The 12,898-nt window shown below is 41.7% G+C and carries 8 protein-coding genes and 1 pseudogene; 3 read left to right on the forward strand and 6 right to left on the reverse strand.

All coding sequences use genetic code 11. From position 1 onward, the window contains the following. Positions 1 to 74: 74 nt before the first annotated feature. Positions 75 to 887, forward strand: coding sequence for a PTS mannose/fructose/sorbose transporter subunit IIC (locus tag D8836_RS03605; protein WP_001280328.1), 813 nt, complete (start codon positions 75 to 77; stop codon positions 885 to 887). Between the two features lie 14 nt (positions 888 to 901). Continuing rightward, the gene (locus D8836_RS03610; protein WP_000136858.1) at positions 902 to 1,813 is read left to right on the forward strand and encodes a PTS system mannose/fructose/sorbose family transporter subunit IID; all 912 of its coding nucleotides are present in this window, start codon (positions 902 to 904) and stop codon (positions 1,811 to 1,813) included. Positions 1,814 to 2,019: 206 nt separating this feature from the next. Here the strand turns inward: D8836_RS03610 and pepC are convergent, their stop codons facing one another. From pepC to D8836_RS03645, 4 genes are all read right to left on the reverse strand, one after another. Beyond that, positions 2,020 to 3,354 carry an aminopeptidase C gene (pepC, locus tag D8836_RS03620; protein WP_125393165.1) on the reverse strand — a complete coding sequence of 445 codons (1,335 nt, stop codon included), beginning with the start codon at positions 3,352 to 3,354 and terminating at the stop codon, positions 2,020 to 2,022. A 111-nt stretch (positions 3,355 to 3,465) separates the two neighbouring features. After that, positions 3,466 to 4,188, reverse strand: coding sequence for a pseudouridine synthase (locus D8836_RS03630; protein WP_125393166.1), 723 nt, complete (start codon positions 4,186 to 4,188; stop codon positions 3,466 to 3,468). Positions 4,189 to 4,456: 268 nt separating this feature from the next. After that, positions 4,457 to 4,687, reverse strand: a complete 231-nt coding sequence (locus tag D8836_RS03640; protein ID WP_000901572.1) for a GlsB/YeaQ/YmgE family stress response membrane protein — start codon at positions 4,685 to 4,687, stop codon at positions 4,457 to 4,459. A gap of 9 nt (positions 4,688 to 4,696) precedes the next feature. Next, positions 4,697 to 5,938 (reverse strand): aminopeptidase, encoded by a 1,242-nt coding sequence (locus D8836_RS03645; protein ID WP_125393167.1) that lies wholly within the window; start codon positions 5,936 to 5,938, stop codon positions 4,697 to 4,699. Positions 5,939 to 6,299: 361 nt separating this feature from the next. Here D8836_RS03645 and D8836_RS03655 point away from each other — a divergent pair, with 361 nt between their 5' ends. Continuing rightward, positions 6,300 to 8,087 (forward strand): NACHT domain-containing protein, encoded by a 1,788-nt coding sequence (locus D8836_RS03655; RefSeq protein ID WP_153210441.1) that lies wholly within the window; start codon positions 6,300 to 6,302, stop codon positions 8,085 to 8,087. 116 nt (positions 8,088 to 8,203) lie between these two features. Here the strand turns inward: D8836_RS03655 and D8836_RS03660 are convergent, their stop codons facing one another. Together D8836_RS03660 and D8836_RS03665 are read right to left on the reverse strand one after the other, a co-directional pair. After that, positions 8,204 to 12,595, reverse strand: coding sequence for a PolC-type DNA polymerase III (locus D8836_RS03660; protein ID WP_125393168.1), 4,392 nt, complete (start codon positions 12,593 to 12,595; stop codon positions 8,204 to 8,206). Positions 12,596 to 12,793: 198 nt separating this feature from the next. Continuing rightward, positions 12,794 to 12,898: pseudogene (locus D8836_RS03665) on the reverse strand (IS200/IS605 family transposase); the annotation flags it as partial.

Genomic DNA, 12,898 nt, shown 5'->3' on the forward strand with positions numbered 1-12,898 from the left:
ACATCAATAACTATAGAAGAATTCTAAGAAAATTTTTCACTTTATTATCATTAATATAGAAAAGGAATAAAACCATGTCAGATATTTCAATTATTTCTGCTGTCTTGGTTGTAGTTGTTGCCTTCCTTGCAGGTCTTGAAGGTATCCTCGACCAATTCCAATTCCATCAACCAATCGTCGCATGTACCCTTATCGGACTTGCAACTGGTAACCTCGAAGCAGGTGTTATGCTTGGTGGATCACTTCAAATGATCGCCCTTGGTTGGGCAAACATCGGAGCTGCCGTAGCTCCTGACGCTGCCCTTGCATCTGTTGCTGCAGCAATCATCTTGATCAAAGGCGGTAACTTTACTACTGAAGGTATCGCCGTTGCAACAGCAACAGCTATCCCTCTTGCCGTAGCTGGACTTTTCTTGACTATGATTGTTCGTACAATCTCAGTTGGTTTGGTTCACACTGCAGATGCTGCTGCTAAAGAAGGAAATATTGCGGCTGTTGAACGTGCTCACTTTATCGCACTTCTTCTTCAAGGTCTTCGTATTGCAATCCCTGCTGCCTTCCTTATCGCTATCCCAGCTTCTGCCGTTCAAGATGCTCTTAAATTGATGCCAGACTGGTTGAACGGTGGTATGGCTGTCGGTGGTGCTATGGTCGTTGCCGTTGGTTACGCTATGGTTATCAACATGATGGCAACTCGTGAAGTATGGCCATTCTTCGCAATCGGTTTTGCTTTTGCTGCCATTTCTCAATTGACTTTGATTGCCCTTGGTGTAGTCGGTGTTGCCCTTGCTTTCATCTACCTTAACCTTTCAAAACAAGGTGGTAACGGTGGCGGCGGAGCTGCGACTTCTAACGACCCAATCGGTGATATCCTAGAAGACTACTAGAAAGGGGAACAATCATGACTGAAAAACTTCAATTATCAAAATCAGATCGTAAAAAAGTTTGGTGGCGTTCACAATTCCTTCAAGGTTCTTGGAACTACGAGCGTATGCAAAACTTGGGTTGGGCTTATTCATTAATCCCAGCTATCAAAAAATTGTACACTACTAAAGAAGACCAAGCTGCTGCTCTTGAGCGTCACCTAGAGTTCTTTAACACTCACCCATACGTAGCTGCTCCAATCATGGGGGTTACTCTTGCACTTGAAGAAGAACGTGCAAACGGTGTTGAAATCGATGACGCTGCGATCCAAGGGGTTAAAATTGGTATGATGGGACCTCTTGCTGGTATCGGTGACCCAGTTTTCTGGTTTACAGTTCGTCCTATCCTTGGAGCCCTTGGTGCATCACTTGCTGCATCTGGTAACTTAGTTGGTCCACTTCTCTTCTTCTTCGGATGGAATGCTATCCGTATGGCCTTCCTATGGTACACACAAGAGTTTGGTTACAAGGCTGGTTCTGAAATCACTAAAGACATGTCTGGTGGTATTTTGAAAGACATCACTAAAGGTGCTTCTATCCTTGGTATGTTCATCCTTGCCGTTCTTGTACAACGTTGGGTATCGATTAACTTCACAGTTAACCTTCCTGGTAAACAATTGGCTGAAGGTGCCTACATCAACTTCCCAGAAGGACCTGTATCAGGTGCTGAATTGAAAGGTATCCTTGGTCAAGCACTTGGTGGATTGAGCCTAGATAAGATTCAACCACAAACCCTTCAAGGTCAGTTGAACTCATTGATTCCAGGATTGATGGGACTTCTCCTTACTTTCCTTTGCATGTGGTTGCTTAAGAAAAAAGTATCACCAATCTCAATCATCCTTGCACTCTTTGCAGTAGGTATCGCAGCTCGTTTCTTCGGTATCATGTAATCAAGAAACTCAAAAGGAACCAGGTTCTAAACCTGATTCCTTTTTTCTATGCTTTTATACTCAATGAAAATCAAAGATCAAACTAGGAAGCTAGCCGTAGGTTGCTCAAAGCACTGCTTTGAGGTTGTGGATAGAACTGACGAAGTCAGTACCCATACCTACGGCAAGGCGAAGCTGACGTGGTTTGAAGAGATTTTCAAAGAGTATTATTCTGCCAAGGCTCCCATTGGATCCCATGGTGCAAGTACGATTGGTTCTGCTTCATAAGCAGCTTGTTCTTCTGCTGTCAGCAATTCTTTGCGAACAACAATCTGGTAAGTGTATTCGTCCATCCAAGCGTCTGAGGCAACAAAGTAACCATCTGTACCGACCTTGTCTCCCCATGAGTTTTCAACCTTCCACTTGATTGATTTGCCATTTTCATCCAAATCAACACCTGTCAAGACCATAGCATGGGTCATCAAACTTTCGCTGTAGTCCAAACGTCCAGCCTTGTCTTGAGTGAGTTGAATATCCATGCTTGATTCAAAGTCATAAACATCTGTCGCAAGGATTCCAGCTTTACGGTTGCTGAGCTGACCGACATCTGAACCAAACCAAACAGTCTCACCTGCTTGCATTTGAGCAATTGCCAACTCTTTCAAGCGCTCCATTGGAACGTTGATGTAACGAACCGCACGGCTACCAACCACATTTCCCAACATCTCAACTGTGTAAGATTTGCCGTAAGGCTTGTCAGCAGTTGGAGCATTGATAACAGAAACGTAATCTTCTAGAGGAAGATTGACATATTTCTTGTAAAATTCCTGTGGTGTAATGCCCTTTTCGCTTTGGTAGTTATTATCTTTATCGCGATAAGCAAAGTCAAACTGACGTGGTGGAAGTCCTAAAGACATAGCAAGGAAGTTAAAGATTTCTTGCAAGAGGTCTTCTTTCTTAGCTTGGACAGTCGCTTGATCTTCACCAGAAGCAAGCAAGTCACGCAAGATTTGAGCATCTTGGCGAAGCAATTTGTTAAGGATTGCATTTAACTCACGGCTGCTGCTAGATGAAACGGACTCAGGGTAAACTGACTTAGGCACGACACCGTATTTCTCAAAGAGAGAAACGACCATATCCCATTGACCACCGTCTTGTTGTGGAGTTTGAAGTAGGAATTTAACCTTACGGCTCGTCAAATCTTGGTCTGCAGTCGCAATGACTTGCTCCAAGAACCAGTTTGATTTCTCATACTTGTCCCAGAAGAATGTGTGGGCCTGTGACAACTCAAAATTTTCCAGTTTGTATTGTGAGATGAGCTTGTGGCGGAAAGTGTTGAGAGCTGCAAACATCCAGCAACGACCAGACGCTTTCTGGTTAGTAACCTTATCCTTGGTCAAATCCAATGAGAAAACAGGTGTATTGTCCACATGGCTTTGGCGACGCTCAAGGGCTGCAAAAATTCCGTTGTGGCTGGCAGCATTTTCAATCGCTTGGTATTTTACATTTGCTTCATAATTGGCAAATAGTTTATCAGTAAATGATTCTTGAATCGCGTTCATAGATTCCTCCTTTTATTCTACAGTCTATTATAACTCTTTTCACAAAGGAAGCAACTGAAAAACATAAAAGGCGAGGACATTCTCCCTCGCCTTTTTCAAATATAAACCAAATTAAGCAATACTAGCACGGAGAGCTTCTAGCTCTTCCTTGGTCAAGCGACGCCATTCCCCTCTTTGTAAGTTCTCATCTAAAATCAGAGTTCCCATAGTCAAACGCTGTAGGTCTACTACTTCCTTGCCACAATAGGCCACCATTCGTTTGACCTGATGGAACTTCCCTTCTGCAATGGTCACACGAATTTGGCTTTGATTTTTTTCTGTGTCTATGGACACAATCTCCAGTTTAGCGGGCTGACAAGTAAAGTCTTTAAGAGGAATTCCCTTGGCAAATGTCTCCACATCTCCTTGGGTCATAATTCCCTTGACTTGTGCCAGATAAGTCTTGTCCACATGACGCTTGGGCGAAAGAAGAGCATGGGCAAGCTGGCCATCATTGGTCAAGAGTAGAAGACCATGTGTATCAATATCCAAGCGTCCTACTGGGAAAACTTCCTTACTCCGAGCAATATCATCCAGCAAGTCCAGAACGGTTCTGTGCTTAGGATCCTCAGTCGCTGAGATAACTCCTTGGGGCTTGTTCATCATGTAGTAGACAAACTCTTCATACTCCAACACTTGCCCATCAAAGCGAATCTCATCTCTTTCTTCATCAATCTGCAATTTAGCTGATTTTTCTTTTTTACCATTTACTGTCACGCGCCCAGCCTTGAGCATGTTTTTGACCTCAGTCCGGCTCCCCACAGCGCAGGCAACTAAAAATTTATCTAATCTCATAGAACTATTATATCACACTCAAAAGGAGGCTGGTACAATGACCAACCTCCTTTTCGTTTCATACTCTTCAAAAATCTCTTCAAACCGCGTCAACGTCGCCTTGCCATATATATGTTACTGACTTCGTCAGTTCTATCTACAACCTCAAAACAGTGTTTTGAGCTGACTTCGTCAGTTCTATCTACAACCTCAAAACAGTGCTTTGAGCAACCTGCGGCTATTTTCCTAGTTTGCTCTTTGATTTTCATTGAGTATCAGATTTAAGAAATTAACTTCCTCGTCTCCAGAAAATCGCTAAGACAATCATGGAACCTAGTACTGCTGGAATAATGGCAGTTCCTGCTATTATCGGTCCCCAAGTCCCAAAAAGCAAGTGGCCTATAAAGGCACCAATCCATCCGAGAAACATTTTTCCAAAACATCCCATTCGCTCTCCACGATTGGTCAGAGTACCTGCTAAAAATCCCACTAGGAGACCAACGAACATACTTCCTAACATATTATCTCCTTAATTTGCCCAATCTCCGTTACGGAAGAGTGGTACACGTGTCCCATCCTCACGGATACCATCGATATCCATTTGGTTAGAACCAATCATAAAGTCTACGTGAACATCTGAACGGTTAAGCCCCGCAGCTTCAAGCTCCTCTTCGCTCATCTCCGCTCCACCAACTACGCTAGTCGCATAGGCTGCACCGATAGCCAAGTGGTTTGATGCATTTTCGTCGAAAAGGGTGTTAAAGAAGGTGATACCTGACTGAGAAATTGGACTTGGATCTGGCACCAAGGCACATTCACCTAAGGCACGCGCACCCGCATTTTCAAAGACAAGGTCTTTCATGACCTGATCACCCTTCTCAGCAGTGATATCTACGATTTGTCCATCCTTAAAGGTCACCTTAATACCTTCAATAATGTTTCCGTTATAGCTAAGTGGTTTTGTAGAGGTTACATAACCATCTGCACGACGGAAGTCAGGTGCTGTGAAGACTTCCTCTGTCGGCATATTTGGCAAGAATCCTTCTCCCTGTGCATTGATAGCACCAGCTGATTCCCAAACGTGGTTCTTCGGCAAACCAAGGGTCAAATAGGTCCCTGGCGCTGTGTAGTGAAGGGCTGAAAATTGCTCTTTATTAAGCATATCGGCCTTGCTCTTGAGGATAGCTGCATGCTCTTCCCAAGCCTTAACAGGATCTGCTTCGTAGACACGACAAGTTTTGAAGATTTGGTCCCAAAGGAGATCAACTGCTTCTTCGTCGCTCGTAGCATTTGGAAAGACTTTCTTAGCCCACTCAAGTCCAGCAGCGGCTGCTACAGTCCAGCTAACTTTGTTGGATTGCGTTGCGATGCGCATTGGCTTCATAGCAAGTCCCATAGCTTTAGCAGAAGCTGAAAGCTTGTCAGCGTCCACACCGTTCAAAGCACCTGGATCAGATGAACGAACTCCGAGACGGCTAGCCTTGTTCTCCAAGAGATAGTTCATCTCAGCAATCTTGTATTCTGGTACATTATCCAGACGCTCCATCGGTGCATGGAGGAATTTCTCACGGTTGATGACATCATCTGTCCACTGAACAATAACCTCATGCGCACCCAAGGCATAAGCTTCTTTGACAATTAAGTGAGCCAACTCACGTTGCTCCACATCGATAGAGAGAGCCAAAGTGTGACCAGGTTGCACGTTGATTCCATTTGCAACCAACAATTTCGCATATTTTTCTAGATTTTCTTTAAAATTTGGTAAAACCATTCTATTCTTCCTTTTCTTTTTGTTTATTTTTCTTTCAAAGCAGAGAATAATCCTGCTAGTGCAATAGCACCTGACAAGAGTGCTGTCGATAGAAGAATCGTCTGATCAGCAAGTTCTAGCTGATAGTCAAAAACTTTTTGAGCTGTTTTGTCTTTTACAAAGCCCTTCCCTTACTAGTATATCACATATATTGGTATTTTAAAAAACAAGCTTACTGAAGCTTGTTTTTAACTACCTATCCAAGAATTAAAAACGAAATATATAGCTATATTGACACTCTTCTTTTAATTATATTGACATAAAAAAGGCGAGGTGATATTCTATAGATATACACTAAAAAATACATAGGAGCAAAAAGATAATGGACGAAAATTTTAATAATGAAATTGCAAAACAAGTTACTAGTGCTATTCTGGATAAATACCTTTCACCTGTTATTTCCAAAACAACTGACAAATTTAAAACGCTCTACAATAAGGCAAAAATTGATCTAGAGATTCCTTTCCAAGATTATTTGACAAAATCTTATGAGAAATACAGTAAAATCAAAACGATTATCTACGGAATTGAGCCCAAAAGACTGTATGATTTTTTTGAAATCCCATTTTTAAAAAAGGACTCAGACATCATCAAGCCCACTGAAACAAAAGTACTAACTGAACTCTCAAAATTTTTAATTATTGAAGGTTCTGGTGGAATTGGTAAATCTACTCTCATGAAACACCTTTTTCTAAGTGAATTAGAATTAAAAGACTATATTCCTATTTTTATTGAATTAAAAGATTTCAACGAAGAGGGGCATTTAGACCTTGAGAAATTACTGCTAAAAAAACTAAATCAATTTCACAATACATTCCAAGAAGAATATTTAGATTATGCACTTCAATCTGGATGCTTTTTATTCCTATTGGATGGCTATGATGAATTGTATAGCGAAAACCAAAAAGAATTTTTCAAGAAGTTAAATGATTTTTGTGACAAATATCCTGAAAACCATTATATCCTTTCTTCCAGACCTTATAGCGAATCGGAATTCATTGAATTTCAACGTTTCACAGTTTTAAAAGCTGTTCCTTTTAATAAAGAACAAGCCATTAGTCTTATTATTAAAATTGAATATCCCGATGAAGAACTCAAAAATAAATTTATTCGTGATCTAGAGAGTGGTTTATATGATAGACATGAATCCTTTGCTTCAAATCCTCTGTTACTAAATATTATGCTCTCCACTTACAATGACTATGCAGAAATTCCGCAAAAATTACACCTATTCTACTACCAAGCCTTTGATACCATGTTCTCTAAGCACGATGCTACGAAAAGTTATCGACGAAAAATGTTATCAGATTTAAGTTCAGATACTTTTAAAGAGTGTTTTGCAATCTTCTGTCTTCTGACATACCAAAAAGCAAAAACAGAGTTTACCTTCCCAGAGATTGAAGAAATTTTTAAAAAATTTCCTCCTCGAATTAAAAACGTTCTCAATATAGGCAATTTTATCCACGATTTAGAAAACTGTCTGTGTGTACTATACAAAGAAGGAAACAGATACAAGTTCTCCCATCGTTCTTTCCAAGAATATTTTGTTGCTTACTTTCTAAATATACAAACGGATAGTAAGATGCGTGACTATAGTTTTCGTTTAATAGAATCGGGAAAATTTAGGGCCAGTGCAGATTCTGTATTTTTTATGTTAGAGGATATGAATACCCTACGCTTCAATAGCAACATATTGATTCCATTATTAGATAAATTTGAAGAATCTAAATCTGATGAAGAAGACTTATTTGAATATTACATTCTCAATTTCCCTGTAAAAATTGAAATTTCTCATAGCCCTAGCGACTCGTCTCTTGAATTAGGATTCTACGAACCAACAGGTAAACTTCAGAGTTTTATTTATTATTTTTTCGACAATACTATTGATTATACAGTCTACAGTACAAGTGATAATAATCCCCTAATATCATTCTGCGAAAATAATCATTTAATAGAAAAGGTTATAGGAGCAGAAGACCTCATTGAAAATAAAGAATTATTGGACTTATTTAAAAAATCTTGGGTAGGTCAAAAAATACTTTCTCTCACTCATTACAAGCAGAAACTGATAGAGTCCCTAACAGATGAGGAAATAATCTTAGAGGATTAGTATTCTGTAACCATTATAAATTTTTGTTCACAATTAAAAAAATAACGGGACTGTTAAATCTCCTGTTATTTTTTTAATTATCAAATATCTCTATGAAACTGGAGCTAGTCTACGGCTTAAAACAACTCATCAAACAAACTCAACTGGTTATCCTCTGGCATATTGCCGAGAATGCCCATTTCATCCATCTTTTCAACCAAGGTTGATGAGAGTCCACCACGCTTGCGTAGTTCTGTTTTAGAGAGAAATTCTCCCTCTTCTCGCGCTCGCACCAATTGCTTGGCAACGTTCTCTCCCAGACCATCCATTGCTACAAATGGCGGGATAAGGGTGTCCCCGTCAATGAGGAACTCTGTCGCCTGACTACGGTAGAGATCGAGTTTGCCAAACTTGAAACCACGCTCCCACATCTCATTGACAATCTCAAGAGTTGTATAGAGATCAATTTCCACATTAGAGGCTTCATTGTTCTTCCGTTTTTCAGAGATTTCTTCCATTCGGCGTTTAATGGCATCCAAGCCCGCACCCATAGTCTTGATATCAAAAGCCTTGGCACGAATGGAGAAGTAAGCACAATAATAATAAATCGGATGGTGAACCTTGAAGTAAGCTACACGAAGGGCCATCATAACGTAGGCTGCCGCATGGGCTTTAGGGAACATGTACTTGATTTTCCCACAGGACTCGATATACCACTCTGGCACCTTATTAGCCTTCATGGCTTCGATATAGCCATTGCGTTCCTCTTCGGAAATCTTGAGCCACAAGCCCTTACGTACCCGTTCCATGATGGTAAAAGCCATCTTAGGTTCGAGACCAGCATGCATGAGGTAAACCATGATATCGTCCCGACAACCGATAACAGTCGATAGGTCAGCGATTCCTTGCTTGATCAAATCCTGAGCATTTCCCAACCAGACATCTGTACCATGGGACAGACCTGAGAGCTGAAGCAACTCCGCAAAAGTCGTCGGATGCGTCTCATCTACCATCCCACGTACAAAGTTGGTTCCAAATTCTGGAATCCCCAGCATACCTGTCGGCGTTCCGATTTGTTCAGGAGTCACACCTAGCACATCAGTCCCAGAAAAGAGGGCCATCACGCCTTCGTCATCCATAGGGATTTCATTAGGATCAATCCCAGACAAGTCCTGAAGTTTCCGAATCATGGTCGGATCATCATGTCCCAGTACATCGAGTTTGAGGACGTTCTCGTCGATATCATGGAAGTTAAAGTGAGTGGTCTGCCATTCAGCTGTCACGTCATCTGCTGGATACTGGACAGGCGTAAAATCATAGACATCCATGTAGTTAGGAATAACAACGATTCCCCCAGGGTGTTGTCCTGTTGTCCGCTTGACACCGGCAGCACCTTGGGCAAGACGTTCCACCTCTGCATCACGATAAAACTTGCCATAATCTCTCTCATAGCCCTTGACAAAACCATAGGCAGTCTTGGCAGCCACCGTACCAACCGTTCCTGCACGGAAGGCATATTCCTCACCAAAGATATCACGCACATCCAAGTGAGCACTAGGCTGGTCTTCTCCCGAGAAGTTCAAATCAATATCGGGAACCTTGTCCCCATCAAATCCAAGGAAGGTCTCGAACGGAATATCCTGCCCATTTTTGCTGAGTTTATGACCACATTTAGGACAGTCCTTATTGGGCATATCAAATCCTGAACCGTACGAACCATCTGTGATAAACTCACTGTACTGACACTGACCACAGACATAGTGAGGAGAGAGAGGATTAACCTCCGTAATCCCAATCATGGTCGCAACAAAACTGGACCCAACAGACCCACGAGAACCAACCAAGTAGCCCCGTTCATTGGAACGTTGCACCAGCATCTGGGAAGCCAGATAAATCACGGCAAATCCATTCCCCAGAATAGAGGTTAGTTCTTTTTCAATCCGCAAATCAACGATATCTGGCAGCGGATTACCATAAATCTCAAAGGCCTTCTTATAGGTCAACTCGGCAACTGTTTCTTCAGCCTTGTCAATGAAAGGCGTATACAAGTCACCCTTAACAACCTCAACGGGTTCAAAGATTTCTGCCAAGGCATTGGTGTTTTCAATAACCAATTTGCGAGCTAATTCCTCTCCCAAGAATGCAAATTCATCCAACATTTCATTAGTCGTTCTAAAATGAGCTTTTGGAAGAGGAGCGGGTTGGGCATGTTCGCCATGACCAATAGTTCGGTTAATCATCGCCCCCTGTCCCAAACTACGGACGATAATTTCACGGTAAATCTCTTCTTCTGGTTCGATATAGTGGACATTTCCCGTAGCCAAAACGGGCTTGCCAAGACGGTCGCCGACCTCTATCAAACTTTTGATAATGGTCTGTAGTTCTTCCATATCCTTGACCTGCTCCTTGGCGATCAATGGCGCATAGATAGCTGGTGGCATGATCTCAATAAAGTCATAATACTTGGCCACCTCAACCGCCGCATCCACACCTTGGGAAACGACTGCATCAAAAACTTCACCTTCAGAGCAAGCTGACCCTAAAATCAAACCTTCCCGATGAGCATCTAGAACTGTTCTCGGAATCCGGGGCACCCCTTCAAAGTACTTGGTATTAGACAAAGAAACCAGCTTAAAGATATTTTTTAGACCTATCTGATTCTTAACATAAATAGTCGCATGCTTGATTCGAGCTTTTTTGTAAGAATCTGGACTAATCAAATCAATGTTGAGTCTAGCTAGATCGGTCACACCATGTTTTTCTGCTACCTCTTTGATAAAGATGAAGAGCAGACGACCAGTAGCTTCCGCATCGTAGTTGGCCATGTGGTGATGTTCTAAGGCCACACCAAAACGCTTGGTCAAAGGTCCCAAACCATGACGTTTATACTCAGGATAGAGATTTCTAGCAAACTCCAGCGTATCAATAACTGGCTGACTAATCTTTGGCAGACCATGACGCTCATAATTGGCATTCATAAATCCTACGTCAAAGGTTGCATTGTGGGCAACCAAGACTGTATCCTTGCAGAATTCTTGGAATTCCTGTAAAACTTGTTCCAGTGGCTTGGCATTTTTGACATGGTCATCTGTAATTCCAGTCAACTCAGTAGTAAAAGCTGACAAGGGATGCCCAGGATTGATAAATTCATCAAATTCAGCAATGACATTCCCCTTGTACATCTTAGAAGCCGCAACCTGAATCAAATCATTATAGATAGCTGAAAGTCCTGTCGTTTCCACGTCAAAAACCACGTAGGTCGCTTCTGACAAGTCCATCTCCACTTCGTTATAGACGATAGGGACACGGTCCTCCACGATATTGGCTTCCATTCCATAGATTAGCTGAATTCCCGCTTTTTTGGCCGCCTTATAGCCGTGTGGGAAGGATTGAACATTCCCGTGGTCGGTGATAGCAACTGCTTTGTGTCCCCACTTAGCAGCTGTCGCAACGATTTCTTCAACCTCTGGTAGAGCATCCATGGTCGACATATTAGTGTGAGCATGAAACTCAACCCGGCGCTCACCTTCTGGCATCAAATCCTTCCGCTCATAGTGAACAACTTCCTGCACATCCTGCACATTCATAGTCAAATCGCGTGTGAAGTTATTCATCTCCACATTACCACGGACTCGGAGCCAAGAATTTTTCTTGATGAGGTCAAATTTCTGAGCCTCTTCCTCGTTCTTAACCCACTTTTGCATCGAAAAACTTGAAGTGTAGTCTGTCATTTTAAAATTGATTAAAACACGACCTGTTCTGGTCACTTTTTGCTCCACATCAAAAACAACCCCTTCAAAGACCAGACGATTTTCCTCCGTCGTCACTTCGATCATAGGAGTAATCTCCGCCTTGTCCAGCTTGGGTTTAGCTGCAGCTTTTTTCGCTTGAAAATCAAAGGCTGGTTTCTCTTCAGCTGGAGGAGGTGCCATCTGTTCTAGTTGTTCCATAGCACGGAGTGCTTCCTCATTGGCAGCTTGAACAATCTGCTCATTTTCAGCATGAAAGGCCTCTTCTTGCTCTTGGGTCAGCACATCATTCTTCTCGACTTGACAATTAAAAGTTGGAAAGCCAAATTTTTCAAGTTGTTTAGCTAAATTAGGAAGGTGATTTTTCTTAAAGTGTTCCTTATCAATCGCCTCAGAGCCCTCAATAAAGAGTTGGTTCCCCTCCGCACGAACTTGCAAATTTTGATAAAGGGACTTAAAACCTTGACTAGCACATGGCCCTTCAGAAAAAGCCTCTCTATAGTAGGACTGCAAGAGCTGATTTGAAAATTCTCGAGACAGAGTCTTGATTTCGAAAACAGCCTTATTACCTGTCTTAGAAAATTCTTCCCTCAAACCTTTCTTTAATTCTAAAAAGATTTCAATCGGTAAAATATTAGAAAATACGAAATGAAACTCCCATACCTTACTAATTTTATGAACCACAACTCGCTCAATATCAGCCTGTGCTAAAGCAGGAGCCTGTCTCATTTCAGCAGGCATCCCCAGTTGATTCATCAAAATTTCAAAACTATTTGACATTCATTTTCCTCACATTATTCTCCTACTATTTTACCATACTTAGAGGTAATTTCTAAATCATGACCACCCGTCAAACGGGTGGTTTGTCCCAGGGCTATAAGCCCAAATTACCAGCCAGCGCCTAAAGACGCTGGCTTTCACTTTGTTCAAGCCTTATTGCTCTTGACTCGTCACTTGCCTCTCAAAGAGGCTTTAGTATTACTTACCACTATCCCTAAAGGGATCCTCATATTCTTTTACACTTAATTTATCTAGTGCTATATCATGCTTTTCCTGTTCTTGAATATATTTCTTAATTGTGGC

Source organism: Streptococcus mitis, assembly GCF_003942995.1.
Classification (GTDB): Bacteria; Bacillota; Bacilli; order Lactobacillales; family Streptococcaceae; genus Streptococcus; species Streptococcus mitis_CV.